Raw genomic sequence first — 15,515 nt, forward strand, 5'->3', positions numbered from 1 at the left:
AGCAGGCGGGGACGGCCTCCCGCCCACCGAGGGTCCAGGCAGGCCAGGCCGATCGCGTTGAACCGGTGGATCACATCGCGCACGGTGTCCTCGTCGGCCTGCACCAGCTGTGCGATCACCGGCACCCGGTTCCCGCCGGCCGAGGCCAGCAGCATCATCGCGCGCCGGTAGCGCACCGAGCTGGTGCTACCGCGGCGCACGATCTGCTGCAGCTTCTGCCCCTCCTGGTCGGTCAGTCTGCGCACACGGACAGGCTCGGCCACCGCGCCTCCAGCGGTCGGTTGGGACGTCACCGCACATCCAACCGTCATGACCGCCAACCCGGCGAACCTATGCGGTCAGAGCACTAGACGGCTGCGTTGCCGGATCGTGACCGTTGGTCGGGGCTGGTGGCCGTCAGCCTGGTCGGGGTCGGCGCGTGAGCTGACGGCATGGAACACATGCACGCTTCCACGCCCGGGACCACCGGCCGCCCCACCTCGGCGAGCCGGGGGCACCACCGTGCGCGGCCGGCTCCGGGGGCACGGCGGTGAGCCGCTTCGGGACGGGGATCCGTCGGGGCGTGATGGCGGCCGATCAGTTCACCCAGGTCGCCAACGCGCTGTTCCGTGACTCCCAATTGTCGTTCAAAGCGAAGGGGATCTTCGGGTACGTCTCTACGCATGCCGACGGCTGGCAGGTGACGATCGCCGACCTCGTCCGCCTGGGTCCGGACGGACGGGAAGCGGTCCGCACCGGGCTGAAGGAGCTGGAGGCGCACGGCTACCTGATCCGTGAGCGCCTGCGCCGCCCGGACGGCACCCTCGGCGAGATCGTCTACTGCATCACCGACCGCCCGGCCACCCTGGACATCGCGCTGATCGAAGCCGACTTGGTGATCGCGTCCCCGGAGGCCGGGCACGCCGACGGGTTCGGGGCCGGGATCCGTCGGGGCGTGATGGCGGCCGACCAGTTCACCCAGGTCGCCAACGCGCTGTTCCGCGCCACCGAGCTGTCCTACAAGGCCAAGGGACTGTTCGGACTGCTCTCCACGCACAAGGAGGGCTGGCGGATGACAGTCACCGACATCGCCCGCCGCGGCCGCGACGGTGAGTCAGCCGTCAAGAGCGGGCTGAAGGAGCTGGAGCAGCACGGCTTCCTCGTCCGGGGACGCGAGCGCGGCGAGGACGGAACCCTCGGCGCGGCCGCGTACGTCATCACCGACCTACCCGCCCTGCAAAACAGCAGGTCACAACCAGAGTCGGGTTTTCCACCAGTGGATGACCCTACGTTGGCTGATCGGCCCACTAAGAACACCAACAGAAAGAAGACCACTCAGCAGAACACCAGACCCCTCCCTCCCCACACCCGCGCACCGCGACCGCGCGGCGAAGCGCCGCCAGCACCACGGACGGCACCGCCCGCGCCCGCGGACCTCGAACCAGGCGTCCGCCTGCTGCTGGCGATCGGCGCACACCACCCCAAGCTGCTGCTGACCGACCAAGTCCTCGCCGAGCAGGGGCGCACCGTCACGGCGATGCTGGACGCCGGCTGGACGAGCGAACAGCTTCAGCACGTCATCAGCGACCGCCCTCTGCCGAGCCCGGTCCGCACCACCGTCGGCGCGATCATCGCCGCCCGGCTCCGCGCCGCCCAGGCCTACCCACCGCCCGCCACCGTGGCAGACCACCACGACACGCCCGCGTGGGAGAACCCGCCACCGCGCTCAACCACCTCCTCGGCCGCGCGCACGGTGAGCGAGGCCTTGACCTACCGGGCCCTCGTCGAATGTGCCGGCTGCGGCGTACCCGGAACCGCCCCCGGCGAGGACCTGTGCCCGGCCTGCCTCGGCTGGCCGCCATGCCGCACCTGCCCGGGGCCGACTCCCCGCCGCGCCCACCCCGACGGCGATGGCCGCTGCACCACGTGCGCCTCCGCGTTCATCGACCACCTGGAAGGAAGCACCCCGTGACATCGCTCCGCACACCGCCGCAGACCACGGCCGCGCACCACCAACGCCCCTTCACCCGCGACCCGGGCCGGTGGAAAAGGAAAAGCAACCGCGCCCTGCGCACCGGCCACGTCCGCGGGCAAACCTGCTCAGCCGCCTGCGAACTCGTCCTCGTCCACGAACGGACTTCCTGGGGGTGGCTCGCCTGGACCGTCCCCGGCGACGGCAGCCAGCCCGAGGTCCCCCACCAGATCGGAGTGCTCACCCCGGGGGCGACCCGCAGGCAGCGCCTGGCCCTGCGCTGGCTGACCCGGCGCCCCGCCAGGCACCTTGCCGTGGACACCGTCCCCGGATCCCTGCGGTTCTCGGCCGCCGCTGTCGCCCTCATCAGCGTGATGGTCGGCCTGTTCGCCATCAGCCACGGCGTACCCGCGAATGTCACGGTGCCCGCGATGCTCCTCGCCCCGCTGCTGGCCGAACACCTGCCCGGCCGGATAGACGACCGGGCCCGCGAACACGTCCACATCGTCGAGGGTGACGGTCCGTGCCGCTACCTGCAGCGCCTCGCCGCCCTGCACGCCCCGCTCGTCCAGGCCGCCGCCGGCAGTGACCGCTACGAACTGCGCCGCTCAGCGGAACTCGGCCACAACCTGCTCTGGGACGCCGCCGGCCTCCTCCGGACCCAGGACACCCGCTCCGCCTCGGACCGCCTCATCGCCTACGAGCGGCTGATGCTCCAACTCGCCCACCAGGTAGCTCAGATGCACGCGGCCGCCGGGCACGGAGCCGACAGCACCGACCAGAGCCCGGAGACCGGGCCGCTGCGGAGCCCGTGCCCACCGAGCGCGCGGCCCACGACACCCCCGCCACCTCACCGCACCGCCGGAACGTCCCCCTTGGAAGGAATGCTCCTCATGCCCCAGCCCGAACCCAGCCCGGTCCGCAACTCGGACGTGTACCTGCTCTTCGCGCACGAGCCGTACTACCCCGGCCCCGGAAGCCAGGAGATCAACACCACCATCGTTGCCGCCGACTCTCTGCTCCATCCGAAGGTGTGCCAGCCCGACGGCGCCCGGATCCACGACCTCCTCACCCGAGAACGGCAGCCGGGCGAGATCATTCCGCTGTCGACCCTCAGTCACGAACTGGGTGGCGGCGCCGACTGGCCGGCGGTCGGCGACTGGGAGCGAGTCACCACCGACCTGGCGCAGCTCGTCCACGCCGGGGACTGCGATGCCCTCAGCCTCGGCCTGCCCGAGATCGCCCGCGCCCTCGTCTGCGCCGGTCCGCACAGCCACGTACGCGCCTTCGATGCCGCAGCCGGCGAGTTCATCGACTACGGGCCCGAAGAGCGCGCCGCCGCGCTGGCCAAAGTCGGCGCATTCCTCGCCAGCCTCGTGTCCGAGCAGGAGTTCTGGCCGGGCGACGGACTGCTACCCCCGCTCCTTCGCCAGGCCTAAGGGGCTACTGCTGTCGGAACGGAGAACACCGAGCCGCCGAACATGGAAGAGCGCCGTACGACGGGGCGGCTGTCGACGGACCTCGCCCGTCGGCCAGGCGGTGCCGCACCTGGCCGACGGGCTGAGTGGCGGTACGGAACCGAGAGGGCCCCGTGCCGCAGCGGGGAGACGGGGTCAGGCGGCCGCCGGGACGGTTGGCTCGAGCGGCTCGCCGGTAATGAACTCGGAGACCATGCAACCGATATCGCGGGACACATTCGGTGTCACCGCCATCCCGACCAGGGACCGCAGCTGCTTCTCCTGGTCGGACTTCTTCTCCTCGGTCGCGATCAGCTTGTAGCCCTCAGGGAAGGACATCGCGACCTTCCGCTCGTGCACGTCCAACAACCGTGTGTACCGGTCGCGCACATCCTGCGCGTCGCCGTAGACCAGGAGGTGGTGATTGCCGCCAGCGGTGATAGTCGACAGCGGCGACGACAACGCCCGATGCGTCGACCCGCCGCCGCGCATTTCCACAACGAACGGGGCAGCGCCGTACTTACGATGACCGTCCTGGATCTTCGACCAGGTCTTCGCGCTCCGCGGTCCCAAATACCGATCGCCGATGATCCGGCCCGGCCGGGACCAGTCGACCGCTTCCCGGCCCCCGCGCATCGCGATCGGCAGCAGCGCCGTCGTCGCGCACCTGCGGTCCGGGCAGCGCCACTCGTACTGGTCTCCGTGCACACCCCACGGCCGCTGCGGACTGCACATGGCGGTGTACTTCCACGACTGGATCGCTTGCACCCGGCCGTGCCGTGCGCACAACACCCACGGACGCGTCCACTTGTCGAAGTCGGGCTTCCGGCCCACCGACTCGTGCCACAGAACCACGTACATGCGACCGCGGACGCACGACGCGGCCTCGCCGTACGCGGCCACGTGCGCACTGTCCAGGTACAGGATCCGGTGCTTATAGCCCCACACCCGCAACGAGCTCAGCCACGCATCGAACGCGGCTCCGCGGTTGTGTTTCGGACCCCAATGGCGAGCCTCCACCACGTTCTCCACCACAATCGCCTGATACTGGTGATACTCAGCGAACCGCGGCACGCAATGCATCGTCGCCCTCGACCGGATCACCGCCTCGTCCGTCCCCGTGGTGGAGAACAGCCCGTCGACGAACTCGCCGTGTCCACGCGCCTTACCGTGTGCCTTCGTGTGCCACGTGCACTCCGGCGACGACCACAACGCGTTCGTCCGCGGCCAAGCCGACGGCACCACCTGCGACAAGTCCGCGCAGTCCACCCTCACATTCGGGTGATTCGCCTCGTACGTCGCGACCGCGTGCCGAGCGTGGTTGCCGGCCATCACCACCACCGTGCCCGGAACCCGCTCCAGGCCTTCGCACGCGCCACCGCCGCCCGCGAACTGATCCGACCACGACACCGCGAACGCAGCCATCAGATACCCGCCTTGAGGACGGGCCTGCCGCCGTACTGGCGGGCGCACCCGAGTACGGCGGCCGCCAGCAGGGAGGCGTCCGCGGCGTGGGCGAGGCCTTCGCTCGCGGAGCTGTAGATCTCGACGAAGCCGTCGTTGAACAAGCGACCAGAGGCGTACACGTCACACCTCCTGCTCCGGTCCGGCGGAACCGCCAGCCGCGCAGCCGTCGCAGCCTCCGGGCAGGGCATCTCCCGCAGGTACGGGGCGGACGTAGCGGGCCCGCTTGGCAGGCTTCTTCAACGCGGCCTGGACGGCGTTCTCCAGCGCGTCGAACTCGGGTCCTTCGTCCTCGATGACCACCCCCGGATCGGGTGCTCCGGGGCGGGCGGCCCGCTCGATCAACTCCGCCATGCTGGTGTTGGGGTTGAAGGGGACCCCGCGCACCCGCTCGACGAGCGCGTACAGCTCCGCCAGCCGCGGCCGGCGCCGCACCGCGAGCAGCAGGTCCCGCCGGTTGGCCAGGACACACAGCGAGCAGGAGCAGCGACTGGATCCCTTCCAATCTCCCGCCCCGGGGTGGGAGTCGTAGCACCACTGGTGAGAAAGACCCTGGTCGTCCGTCCAGTCCTTGACCTCCTGGGTGGTCACCTGGTGGGCGGGGGACCACTCGTGTACGACACGGGCCGTGTTGGCCGTTGTCGTCCGCAGCGCAGGCCGCTTCTTGCGGTCCGCGCTCTCGTCCGCCCTGATCCCCAGGACGTTCGCGCAGACCACCGGACGGCCGAGCTCCTTCTTGCGGGCCCGGACCATGGAGCTGAAGGCGCCGTAGATGAGGCCGGTCTTCCAGTCGCTCCGGCAGGGGAGCACGCCCTTCCACGGCCAGTCACCGCGCTCGGCGATGTAGGTCAGCAGGTCGTAGGGGACGCGCTCGCCCTCCAGCTCCTGGGTTCGCCGAACCTCGATGTGCCGCTCGGGAGGCACGCCCAGGGCCCGGCTGTGGAGGGCCGCCAGTTCGCTGCTGCCGGGGTAGCGGACGCCGTCGACGGTGACTGCGGGCCACTCCAGCGGGCCGAGACTGGCGTGGATGGTGAAGACCCGGTCTTCGACGCCGGCGGCACGCGCAGCGTCCAGGGCTAGGGCGGCGGCACGGGGGCCGTCCTTCCCGCCCGACAGATTGACGATGTAGATGTCGACCCCGTCCGGGACGAGGTCCGACATGGGGTCGGTTCCCGGTTCGGTGGGGAACAGATCGAGCTGCAGGTCGCGGCTCATGAGGGTGTCTCCTTGCGAGCTGAGTTGGTGGCCTGTCGGCCGGGCGTTGCCGCGCCCGGCCGACAGGAGGGGGATCGAGCAGGAGCCTCAGACGTGGGGCTGCACGGGCTTGTCCTGGAGGATGGGCCCACCACCGTGCTCGCGTACGCACTTGAGTACCGCGTCCGTCAGAGCCACGGTGTCCGCGGCACGGGTCAGGCCCCGTCGGGAGCGATAGACCTCGGCGGGCGCGTCGTTGCCGGCGCCCCACACCGCGAGCCAGCCACCGACGTCGCCAGCTGCGCGCTGAGAGTCGGCCTCGCGCCCGTTGGCGGCCGCGTCGCTGATGGTGATCTGCGAACCGCCGGCCAAGCGGACGCGCAGGTACGTCCCCCCGCGCGTGTGGTCGGCGACCCAGCACAGGCCTTCCGCCTCCAGCTGGCCTATGAGCGAGGCGGTGAAGTCGTCAGGCAGGTCGTCGAGTTGGATCTCACGGGTGAGGTGAGTGAGTGTGATGTCGAGGACCCGGAGGGCGGAGAGGTCCACATGGACGGCCTGGGCGTGGTCCTGGGTACTGACGGTCCAGTTGTAGAAGCGACGGACGTCATCGCCGGTGCGTAGAACGGCCGGGCCGAAGCCGGTCAGGGAACCGTCCTCACGAGCGAGGGTGAACTTGAAGAACCGCTTCACCTCGTGTGCGCCGGCCGGGAGATTCGGCAGCGGCGCTGCTTCACCCTCGCCCGGCAGGTCCTCGAAGGGGGTGATCGTGCGGGCCTGAACGAGGGTGTGCTCGGTGAGTTCGATGCGGGCCGTGGCCGGCTTCGGATGCCAGAAGTCGTACTGCTGGCGAACGGCCGATGCATGCAGTCCGGTTGACCGGTGCGTGGACCCGTACTTGTCGTGGACAGTCACCGTCCAGTAGACGGTGCGTTGTTCGGGAGAGAGGGGCAATGTAATCACGTCTGCTCCTGAGTCGCTGGTGACCTTCCAGGTTGCCGCCTGAAAGATGAAATCAATTATACACCCTTTCTCGAGGTGGGGCAAGACCTCCTTGTGTAGGTCTGTGCAGGCCACAGCTCTGCTCACTCCGCGGCTGCGAGCCGTGATCCTTCAGCTTGGAGGCGGCCAGGAAGACGCCGCCGCGAAGCCGACGCGGGCTACGCTGTCTGACCCCATCGAACAATCCGGGGGGAAACCGTGCCGACAGATGAGCCATCAGGCGGCAGCGGGATCAACTGGGCGCACTGGTCGACCGTCATCTCCACGACAGCCGCCGGCGTCGGCCTGCTACTGACCGCCGTCGTCACCTACTTCGGTGTCGTGACCGCCCGAGACCAGCTCAACCAGTCCCGTGAAGCGCGCGACGACAAGGCCGCCCAGCAGGCGAGCCTCGTGACCAACTGGACCTCGCAGAACAAGGACGGGGATCTAGTGGAGATCGTCGCCAACCGTTCGCTGGACCCGGTGCTGGGCGCCTACATAAAAATTCCCATCAGGAAGGCTGTAAGTAAGAGCCTGACACAAATCGGCAGTTCAGCCTGGCTTATCGGACAGATCCCGCCCTGCACGTCTCTCACGGTCGAGCCGAAGAGGGTGACGGAGGCGGAAGGGGAGGTGACTCTGGTCTTCACCGACAGTTCTGGCCAGGCGTGGGAGCGCAGCAGTACCGGCAGTCTGTCGCACGGGAAGGCCGATAGGCCGTTCGTGGCTCCAGGTAAACCCGCCTCCCGGATTTGGAAGACCTCTCCGCTCAAGGAGTGTGGCACGAACTGATCTTTAGGCGTCCACCGACAGATGAACTCGTGATTCCGACGCAGCGCCGCCAGTTGAAGCGCTCGATGGCCAACTGATGCGCTCGGTCCCAGTCACTCGAACGAGGGACGGCGGTCGGCGGCCGGAGGCGGCAAGCTCGACAGGGCGCTGGACGGCGAGAAGCGACCGATCGGAGTATCTGGCATGGATGACGAGCTCGGGCCTTTGGTCTACTCCTACACGCGTGAAGAGGCCTTCGAGGACGGCGCCCTCATCGAGGTCCCGACCGGGGCGGCCGCGGCCGTCGGCATCGAGACGCTGATCATCACGGCAGGTGCGCGGCGGGAGTTCGTGGCAGGTGACGATGGCGGTGAGGCTGGGCGGCTGCAGACGGTGCTGTCCGCGGTGGTGAGGGCCGTTAAGGCCTCGCCAGCGGACGAGATCTGCTTTGTGGTGCCTGCCGGGGAATTGCCCTCCGGGCAGGAGAGCACTGGAGCCGACCAGCTGATCGCCATCATGGAGCCTGGCGAATCGGGCGAGCCCGTGATGACCTTGATGACGCCCGACGAGATGTGACCGCAAGTCGTTTGTGCAGCCTGCGTTGGTGTTCGTGATGGTCCTGACTGCGGTCGCCGCCTGAACCGGGGCGGCGCGGCGCCTGGTGCGGAGAGAGGCACCTGCTGTTCGACCGGCGTATCGCGGGTCGTCGGCAAGCGCTGTCGGCTATAGCGCGGGCAGGGGGTCGGTTGGGTCGTCGACACCCAGGAGGAGCACGTGGTGCCCGACGACCTCGGTGCTGCCGGCGGTGACCTTCTCGACGTCGAGACGCAGCCGGATACGCCCGGCGCCTTCGCCGTTGGCCGCCAGGTCGCGCTCCAGTTCGTCGTCGAGGCGGTCCAGGGCGGCCTCGGCCGCGGCGTAGTCGGCCAGGCCCCGGGCGAGAAGCTGGCGGGTGGCGGTGTCGCGGAGCTGATATCTGGGCATCGGGCGCGTCCTTTGGTTGGAGGGGGGATCAGGCGTCGGAGTCGGCGATCGTGCGGGCCGCTTTCACTGCGCGCTCCCAGACGTCACGGCTGCCGCCGTGCTCGCGGGCCAGGGAGGCGGCGAGCCCTCGCACGTCGCCGCGCTCCTGCAGAGCGGCCAGGGCGACGGCCGCCCGTCGGTCGGCTTCCGTACGCTGCGGCGCGGTGGCCGGGCGGTGCTCGAGGGCGTTGCGCACGACGTACTCCCAGGACCTCTGCGGCCCTCCGTACTGCACGCTGAGTTCCGCAGCCAGGCCCGGGTGGTAGCCGTCGCGATCGATCGCCTCGGCGACGAACCGCTCGGCGAGCTGCGTGGCGGTCAGCGGCTCACCACCGGCGTGAGCGCTCAGCTCGGCCGCGAGGACCTCCTCGAGAGCGGACGGCCGGCCGACGGGTGCCTCGGGCTGGGGTCCCGGACGGCGGCCGGCCTTGCCGAGCTTCTCCCCGGTGCGCTTTTGGTCGAAGTCCTGCAAGTCGCCGACGCGGAAGGCCTGGATCATTCGCCCGGTGGGACCCTCGACCTCGCCGACGGAGTCCGGGAAGTAGCCGGGGTTCGCCTGCTGGTACTTGCGGATCACCGAGGCACCGGCGAAGCCCAGCAGCTCGGCGGCCTTGTTGATCGAGACGACGGTCTCCGGGTCGAGGTCGTACAGCTCGGGGTCGGCCTTGAGGACCTTGCTCGCCTTGTCCTTCTGGAACCAGGTGTAGAAGTTGCGGAACTGCTGCTCGTCGTAGAAGTCCTTCCCGTCGACCCGCTCCTTCTCCGGGTGACGGTGCTCCTCGGGCTGCTCGTCGCGCACCTTGTACCAGCGGGCCGCGGTCCCGACGCTGGCGCCGGTGAACTCGCGGATCCAGTCGCGGTTCACCACGGCGCGGCCGCCGACGAGGCGACGCTGCGGGTTCAGGGCCTTGGTCATTGCACTCTCCGGTTCTGGCCGCGGCCCTATACTGAGGGCCTGCTCCTCTTTGTTCCTCCGGTGCTCACGCGCCGGCGGCGAGTCGAGTTGGTGAAGGTGGTCGGCGGGACGTTCGGCCGGGGTTGCCGCCCTGGGTCGACACCCTCGTATGAGGGTGCCTTCCGCCGCCCACCGCTTTATTGCCGCCGTGTTCGCACAATCAATATGACGCTCTTTGTGGTGGCTGTCAATCTTGCCGGCACCCAGACCGCGTCACAGCCGGAATTGACGGTGCGCGGCCCACTCCCGTTCGAAGTGCGGCACCTGCTTGTCCCGCACCTGGAACGGGGCGGTGACCATCAGCTCCTCCACGGCCGGAAGGCCGTCCCCGCGCCGGTGGACCCACGCCCGCACCCGCCCGTAGCCCTCGTCGACCTCGACGGGGACGCCGCGCCGCTCCGAAACGCTCCGCAGCCGCCGACCGAGAACGGCTGCCCGGCCCACGTCGACGCGCTGAACCGAACGCAGCGCCCTGCCGCGCCGCGTCGGGTCCGCCTTCGCGACCGGCAGGATCCGCCGCACGTGATACAGCGCCCACGGGCAGGCGAGCTCCTCCTGGAACGCGGCGAGGACGGCCCGGTCCGCAGTCCGGCCGGGGTCGAACTGCTCCAGCAGGCTGCGCCGGCCGAACAACTTCGCCTGGGGGTTGAGACTGACCGAGGTGTACTCCAGGCGCAGCACTCGTCCGGCGATCTCCGGGTGAGCGCGCATCCGGTCCAGGTGGTCAGCCATGGCGCCCATCGAGACCGGAAAACAGCAGAAACTGCAGTAACTCTTCTCCCACCGCACGCCGAAGCGCTCGTACAGGAACGCTGAGCACCGGTCGCGCCCCCACCCCCAGTCGATCAAGGGATACACGCCCGAGCGCAGCGGGTTCTTGCTCGCCGCCTTGTCCCGGAGGCTGCGGAGGACCTCGTCAGCGTTGAACCCCATCACCTGGCGGAACGGGCGGTCACCGATCTCCCGCGCGATCAGCGCATCCCCGACCTCGCCCTTGGCATGCAGGCTGCACAGCCGCATGCCGCCCTGCTGGGGAACCGTTCCGCCCGCCTCGTACTCGTCCCACAGAGCCCAGGGCCCGCGCTCGATGATCCGCTCGGGCTGACGGGAGTCGTCCATGACCGCGATCTCCAACGCGCGGCTGGCCCGGGCGACTTGAACGAGCCTGACCCGGTGCTCGCGAAGGAGCGGCAGCACGAACTCCTCGGCGTGTGCGCGGGTGGCCGGCCACTCGTCGCCGGTGAGCTGGTGCATGACCAGGGTGCGGGCCAGGTCGACTCCGTGAGCGGCCGGGGCCTCCAGCATCTTCACCAAGTACGCCGTCGAGTCGACCCCCAACCCCCAGTTGATGACCAGCTCGATGCCGTCGACGCTGAGGCCGGCTGCAGAACGGGCGGTGGCGTTCATACGGCCGCACCCCCTTCGTCGGCCTTCGGGTACGGATAGGAAGTGGCGGTGAGCCGGCGGCCGGTGCGCGATCCGATGCAGGCGGCGTACCGGTGGTGGCCGCCGTGGTGCACGCACTGTGCGCCGACGGTCTGCAGGGCCTCCTCCAGCCACGTGCGGCCCGGCTCGCCCTCGTCACGGGGTCGGGCGCCGAGGGCGACCAGGCGCCGCTCGACCCCGCCGCGGCCGCGCTCGTTGTTGCGGACCTTGGACATCGCGCGGTCGTGCAGGACCGAGCCGTCGGGCAGCATGGTCAGGCGCCGCGGGCGCGTCTTGCCCAGGTAGTCCATCCCCTTGGCCTGGTAGATCGTCCCGTAGTGACCGGGAAAGATCGTCTCGGGCCCGTGGGCGGTGAGGCGGGTCCGGGGCTGGGGATCGCTGTGCGCGACGACCCCGCGCACGCCCCGGGCGGCCGCCAGCCGGAAAGCACGCGCCTGCAGCCACGTCTCCGCGTTCGCCGGCACCTCGTCGAGGAGCACGAGCCGGTTCAGCTCCAGCGCCTCCACGTACGGCCGGAGCTGGCCGAACACCGAGGTGAGCACAGCGGCCTGGGTCGGGATGCCCAGGGTGAGCACCCCCACCAACTGGCCGGCCGGACAAGCGGCGGTGTCGATGAGCCCGTAGGCGAAGCGGACGGCGGGCCACGAGCCGCTGTAGTGGTGGGCGAGGACGAAGGCCTTCGCCGTGTGGACCAGATCGTTCGGCATCTCGCTCACGCGGTAGCGAGCGGGGTCGAAGCCGCCTTCACTCCTCGGCCTCCAGCTGTGCCGGCGGTTCCTCCACCGCTGGCAGACGGCGCCGAGATCGAGCGGCGGTTGTTCGTAGGCAGACATCACAGGGGTCCTCTCGGGGGCGGTCGGTCGGTGAGGGAGGCCGGTTGGGGGTTGCCGCCCCGGACCGGCAGTGGGTGAGGGTCAGTTCGTGGAGGGGAGCATCAGCTGACGGGGAGCGTGGAGCACGTCCAGGACGCGTTCGCGCCAGCGCATCGCCCAGTGCACGCAGTTGGAGCAGCTCTGGTGTTTGCCCTCGCACTGGGGAAGCGGGTCGTTCCAGCGGGCATCGCGCGACCAGGCGAGGGAGTCGGCGGAGGACAGGTACGCGGCGCACGACTGAAGGGCCTGGGTCTTCAGCCCGAACCCGTGCAGGCGCAGCCCGGCGGCGGCCACGGTCGCGAGGACGGCCTCGACGTCCTTGACCGACTTGCGCCGGCAGACGGATCCGACCCCGACCAGCGGATAGTCCGCCAGCCGTACGCCGCGCTTGTCGTACAGGTCCAGGCAGGCTTCGTAGTCGGCCGGAAGCCAGCCCTGGATGGTGGGGATGATGTCGACGCCGGGGTCCTCGGCCATCAGGTCGACGAAGTTGCCCACCGTACGGTCGATGTGCTCGCCAACCGACAGCCCCGTCTTGGCGACCATCTCGGGCTCGCACATCCAGTCCTGCGGACCAGCCCAGACCAGACGGCCGATCCCGTCGCGGAACTGGCGCAGCTCGCGGACGTAGGCGTACGGGCCGATCGTCCAGCCGCCGTGGTTGTCGAGCTCGGAGAACGCGCCCGAGTCGTAGATCCAGTCCTCGGCGGCGCGCGGCAGCGTCGCGCGGCCGGTCAGCGCGGAGCGCGAGACGGACATCGGCACGCCCCAGGTGGACAGAGTCTTGGCGTGATGTCCGCCGAGCCAGAACATCGGGCCCTCGGCCGGCGAGCTGCCCGGGTGAAATCCGAGGCCGTACTCGCAGTGGCAGACGCAGCTGCCCACCGTGCAGAACCCGCAGTCCAGGCACTGATCGTGGTAGCAGTGGCCGCAGGCGTAGCGGACGGCGGGCGTGCACGTGCACGTCTCGGGATACAGGGGGTCCGTCTGCAGCAAAGACGCTCGGTGGGCTGGGATGGTGAGTGCGGCGTTCATAGGTGTTCCTCGGTGAGGGTGGGCGAGTTGGTGAGGGGGCCGGTCCGGGGGTTGCCGCCCCTGGACCGGCGGTGGTGCGAAGAGCGGAGCGTCGCCGTGACGGCCGGGCGACCCGGTGTGACTCGCCTGGCCGCCCGGCGTCAGGCATTCCTGCTGGGAGGGTCGCCGCGATACCAGGGCCCGAGGACCGCGCGCGGTTCGCTGGCCCCGTGATCGCGTTCGTAACGTGCGGCTGCCAGAAGGGCGAGGATCCGTTCGCCCTTGACGGCGGCCTGGTGGCGCAGCGGGCCTGCGGGGATCTGGTCGGGGAGCGTCACCCGCATCGCCCGTAGGTCGATCTGCAGCGTCGCGGTGCGCACGAGGGCGCATCCCCCCTCCTGCCCGGCGTACAGCTGCAGCCGCGCTTTGACGCGGTGGTCGACGGGGGTGAGCTGTACGCACTCGTTGCGCCAGGAGCGGTGTTCGACGTCGGGGGAGATCCGCATCCGGGCGGCAACCGTGTCTCCGGTGGGCACCAAGCGGTCGTTGAGTGGGGCGGTGGGGTCCTTCTCCCGCCGTGTCACGTGCTGGTGGAACGGGTACCAGCCGGGCCCGTAGAACACGGCCTGGGCGTCCAGGACGTACCGCCAGCCGCCGAGATCCAGCTTCACGCCGTACATGTCGCGTTCGGCCCAGGGGGCGATGTAAAGGTCCAGGGGCGCCGTGACGGCGCGCGGCATCAGGGCCGGGGCGAGGCAGGGGAACGCCGGCAGGTCGGTGGGCAGGAACGTCGTGCGAGTGTTCCCCAACTCCCCAGGCACGAAGCGGCTGGTGCCCGCCACCGAACGTTCCAGGCGGGGGACGGCGCGCTCGCGCGGGGTGACGCGCAGGGCGACGGCCGAGCTCTCGACGGAGATCAGCTCCTGGAAGTCCCAGTCCGTGCACAGCCCGTGCTGCAGTTCTCGCAGGGCCCGGGAGACGCGGCGGCCGAGCGGGTCGTCCCGGTCCCAGCGTGAGGCGGGAAGGACCAGAGCGGCGGCGGGGTGCCACCGGTCGGATCGGACCCGCCACGGCCCGGGCGGCAGCAGCGTCGCGACCTGGCCGGCGAGTTCCCCGGCGTCCGTCAGCTCCCGAAGGACGGCGGCGGTGAGACGCGCGGTGGACGGCGCGTCCCGGGGACCCCCCAGGGTGAGGCTCAGCCCGCTGCCCGGGGCACCGAGGGTGACGCTGAGCCGTCGGCCCTCCAGCCAGGCCTGCGCGTGCCCGAACTGAACGAACAGCCCCGGCTCGCCGGACTGCTGGAAGGGGGCGCCGGTGGTGAGCAGGCGGGCTACGGCCTCGCCGGGCGGGTGGGCATCGCGGGCGTCGGGCAGGGCCGGGGCGTAGCGGGTGACCGCGTCCAGGATCCGCGACACGGCGGGCAGCGGGGTGAGGGAGCTGAAGCGCGCGGTGCAGATGCGGGCCGGTCCGGTGGGCGACGGCGCGGCCAGGGACGCCTGGAGCGATCCGTGCAGCTCGCGGGTGCGCAGGGTCAACCGGTAGCCGCCGGGCAGGTCGGAGCGAGAACGCTCGCCGCCGCGCATCCGGTGTGCGACCACGGCGTCGGACAGGCCGTAGGCCGGTGAGGCGGGCTCGAACTCGGGCATGGCGCAGGCCTCCAAGGGCGGCGGTGAGTGGTGCTGGTCAGCGGGTGATGCGGGCCCGGGCGCGGTCGGCCTGGACGTGGACGGCGTCGGCGTGCGCGGCGGCGCGCACCTTGTCGGCCCAGGCGGCGGCGCGTTGGGCCAGTTCGGCGAGGCGCACGAAGGAGGCGTCCTGGTGGCGGCGGGCGCGGTCCATGAGCGCCGCGTGCTCGGCGGTCAGCTCCTGGACGGCGTAGGCGGCGATCGCCTCAATGCCGTGGCGGCGGGTGACGCGCCCGAAGGGGCAGGCTCCTTCTTCCTGTTCGATGACGGCGAGGTCGGCGGCGGGCCAGGCTGTCTCCTCGTTGCGCGGGCCGAGCTGGATGTCGAGCACGCACACCGCGTGCGGGTCGTGCAGGCCGTCAGCCTGGTAGCGGATGTGCGGCCGGGGCACGGGGCCGGTCTGCCGCTCGGTGTGCGCGCGCCAGAGTTCGGGGGAGGGGTCCTCCTGGTCCTGGTGGAGGCGGTGAAGGTAGGCGACCAGCGCGGGCAGCTGCCAGGCGGCGGTGCCGAAAGGCGCGGCCGGCATGGCGAGCCCGGTCCGCGCGATGAGGCCGGTGTGGTTGCTGACGGCGGCCTGGGCGACGAACAGGCGGGTCGTGAGGCGGAGGTCGGAGCGGAGCATGGCGAGGCCTTCCGAGCGGGCGGCACGCAGAGAGAGGGGCAGGGGCCCGGGGGCCGGACCGACGTCCGGCCCCCGGGTCG

At 70.5% G+C, this 15,515-nt stretch carries 16 protein-coding genes; 4 read left to right on the forward strand and 12 right to left on the reverse strand.

Features of this window, described 5'->3' with window-relative positions; translation table 11 throughout:
• A partial coding sequence (locus H293_RS51890; RefSeq protein ID WP_020123593.1) for a helix-turn-helix domain-containing protein occupies positions 1-263 on the reverse strand: 263 nt, incomplete at its 3' end.
• A gap of 302 nt (positions 264-565) precedes the next feature.
• Here H293_RS51890 and H293_RS0146135 point away from each other — a divergent pair.
• Positions 566-1,951 carry a helix-turn-helix domain-containing protein gene (locus H293_RS0146135; RefSeq protein WP_020124535.1) on the forward strand — a complete coding sequence of 462 codons (1,386 nt, stop codon included), beginning with the start codon at positions 566-568 and terminating at the stop codon, positions 1,949-1,951.
• Positions 1,948-3,390, forward strand: coding sequence for a hypothetical protein (locus tag H293_RS61090; RefSeq protein ID WP_020124536.1), 1,443 nt, complete (start codon positions 1,948-1,950; stop codon positions 3,388-3,390). The genes H293_RS0146135 and H293_RS61090 overlap by 4 nt, the downstream gene beginning before the upstream one ends.
• Positions 3,391-3,564: 174 nt before the next feature.
• Here the strand turns inward: H293_RS61090 and H293_RS0146145 are convergent, their stop codons facing one another.
• From H293_RS0146145 to H293_RS0146160, 4 genes are all read right to left on the reverse strand, one after another.
• Complete coding sequence (locus H293_RS0146145) at positions 3,565-4,833, reverse strand: DNA cytosine methyltransferase (RefSeq protein ID WP_020124537.1); 1,269 nt, start codon at positions 4,831-4,833, stop codon at positions 3,565-3,567.
• On the reverse strand, positions 4,833-4,994 hold the full coding sequence (locus tag H293_RS58860; protein ID WP_158694567.1) for a hypothetical protein: 162 nt from the start codon (positions 4,992-4,994) through the stop codon (positions 4,833-4,835). The genes H293_RS0146145 and H293_RS58860 overlap by 1 nt, the downstream gene beginning before the upstream one ends.
• 1 nt (position 4,995) lies before the next feature.
• Positions 4,996-6,087, reverse strand: a complete 1,092-nt coding sequence (locus H293_RS51900; protein ID WP_020124539.1) for an adenine nucleotide alpha hydrolase family protein — start codon at positions 6,085-6,087, stop codon at positions 4,996-4,998.
• Between the two features lie 87 nt (positions 6,088-6,174).
• Entirely contained in the window at positions 6,175-7,026 is an 852-nt protein-coding gene (locus H293_RS0146160) for a hypothetical protein (RefSeq protein ID WP_158694568.1), read from the reverse strand.
• Positions 7,027-7,263: 237 nt separating this feature from the next.
• Here H293_RS0146160 and H293_RS0146165 point away from each other — a divergent pair, with 237 nt between their 5' ends.
• Entirely contained in the window at positions 7,264-7,839 is a 576-nt protein-coding gene (locus tag H293_RS0146165) for a hypothetical protein (RefSeq protein WP_020124541.1), read from the forward strand.
• 183 nt (positions 7,840-8,022) lie between these two features.
• On the forward strand, positions 8,023-8,394 hold the full coding sequence (locus H293_RS0146170) for a hypothetical protein (protein WP_020124542.1): 372 nt from the start codon (positions 8,023-8,025) through the stop codon (positions 8,392-8,394).
• Between the two features lie 147 nt (positions 8,395-8,541).
• On the opposite strand, the gene H293_RS0146175 is transcribed toward H293_RS0146170, so the two are convergent.
• The 7 genes from H293_RS0146175 to H293_RS0146205 all read right to left on the reverse strand — a co-directional run bounded on the left by H293_RS0146175 (position 8,542) and on the right by H293_RS0146205 (position 15,435).
• Positions 8,542-8,802 (reverse strand): hypothetical protein, encoded by a 261-nt coding sequence (locus tag H293_RS0146175; RefSeq protein WP_020124543.1) that lies wholly within the window; start codon positions 8,800-8,802, stop codon positions 8,542-8,544.
• 28 nt (positions 8,803-8,830) lie between these two features.
• The gene (locus H293_RS0146180) at positions 8,831-9,757 is read right to left on the reverse strand and encodes a hypothetical protein (RefSeq protein WP_020124544.1); all 927 of its coding nucleotides are present in this window, start codon (positions 9,755-9,757) and stop codon (positions 8,831-8,833) included.
• A 252-nt stretch (positions 9,758-10,009) separates the two neighbouring features.
• Entirely contained in the window at positions 10,010-11,203 is a 1,194-nt protein-coding gene (locus H293_RS0146185; protein ID WP_020124545.1) for a hypothetical protein, read from the reverse strand.
• The gene (locus H293_RS51905) at positions 11,200-12,075 is read right to left on the reverse strand and encodes a Mom family adenine methylcarbamoylation protein (RefSeq protein WP_158694569.1); all 876 of its coding nucleotides are present in this window, start codon (positions 12,073-12,075) and stop codon (positions 11,200-11,202) included. The genes H293_RS0146185 and H293_RS51905 overlap by 4 nt, the downstream gene beginning before the upstream one ends.
• An 81-nt stretch (positions 12,076-12,156) precedes the next feature.
• Positions 12,157-13,149, reverse strand: coding sequence for a deazapurine DNA modification protein DpdA family protein (locus H293_RS51910; protein ID WP_020124547.1), 993 nt, complete (start codon positions 13,147-13,149; stop codon positions 12,157-12,159).
• Between the two features lie 140 nt (positions 13,150-13,289).
• Positions 13,290-14,774 (reverse strand): hypothetical protein, encoded by a 1,485-nt coding sequence (locus tag H293_RS0146200; RefSeq protein WP_020124548.1) that lies wholly within the window; start codon positions 14,772-14,774, stop codon positions 13,290-13,292.
• Between the two features lie 37 nt (positions 14,775-14,811).
• A complete protein-coding gene (locus H293_RS0146205; RefSeq protein WP_020124549.1) occupies positions 14,812-15,435 on the reverse strand; it encodes a hypothetical protein in 624 nt (207 codons plus the stop codon).
• Between the last annotated feature and the right edge of the window lie 80 nt (positions 15,436-15,515).

The organism is Streptomyces canus 299MFChir4.1, assembly GCF_000383615.1.
GTDB classification, from domain to species: Bacteria; Actinomycetota; Actinomycetes; order Streptomycetales; family Streptomycetaceae; genus Streptomyces; species Streptomyces canus_C.

What these genes read in the sequence shown, in the direction of transcription:
- H293_RS0146135 (WP_020124535.1), top strand. Translation starts at nt 566, where the DNA reads ATGGCGGCCGATCAGTTCACCCAGGTCGCCAACGCGCTGTTCCGTGAC.
- H293_RS0146145 (WP_020124537.1), bottom strand. Translation starts at nt 4,833, where the DNA reads ATGGCTGCGTTCGCGGTGTCGTGGTCGGATCAGTTCGCGGGCGGCGGT.
- H293_RS51900 (WP_020124539.1), bottom strand. Translation starts at nt 6,087, where the DNA reads ATGAGCCGCGACCTGCAGCTCGATCTGTTCCCCACCGAACCGGGAACC.
- H293_RS0146170 (WP_020124542.1), top strand. Translation starts at nt 8,023, where the DNA reads ATGGATGACGAGCTCGGGCCTTTGGTCTACTCCTACACGCGTGAAGAG.
- H293_RS0146175 (WP_020124543.1), bottom strand. Translation starts at nt 8,802, where the DNA reads ATGCCCAGATATCAGCTCCGCGACACCGCCACCCGCCAGCTTCTCGCC.
- H293_RS0146180 (WP_020124544.1), bottom strand. Translation starts at nt 9,757, where the DNA reads ATGACCAAGGCCCTGAACCCGCAGCGTCGCCTCGTCGGCGGCCGCGCC.
- H293_RS0146185 (WP_020124545.1), bottom strand. Translation starts at nt 11,203, where the DNA reads ATGAACGCCACCGCCCGTTCTGCAGCCGGCCTCAGCGTCGACGGCATC.
- H293_RS51905 (WP_158694569.1), bottom strand. Translation starts at nt 12,075, where the DNA reads ATGTCTGCCTACGAACAACCGCCGCTCGATCTCGGCGCCGTCTGCCAG.
- H293_RS51910 (WP_020124547.1), bottom strand. Translation starts at nt 13,149, where the DNA reads ATGAACGCCGCACTCACCATCCCAGCCCACCGAGCGTCTTTGCTGCAG.
- H293_RS0146200 (WP_020124548.1), bottom strand. Translation starts at nt 14,774, where the DNA reads ATGCCCGAGTTCGAGCCCGCCTCACCGGCCTACGGCCTGTCCGACGCC.
- H293_RS0146205 (WP_020124549.1), bottom strand. Translation starts at nt 15,435, where the DNA reads ATGCTCCGCTCCGACCTCCGCCTCACGACCCGCCTGTTCGTCGCCCAG.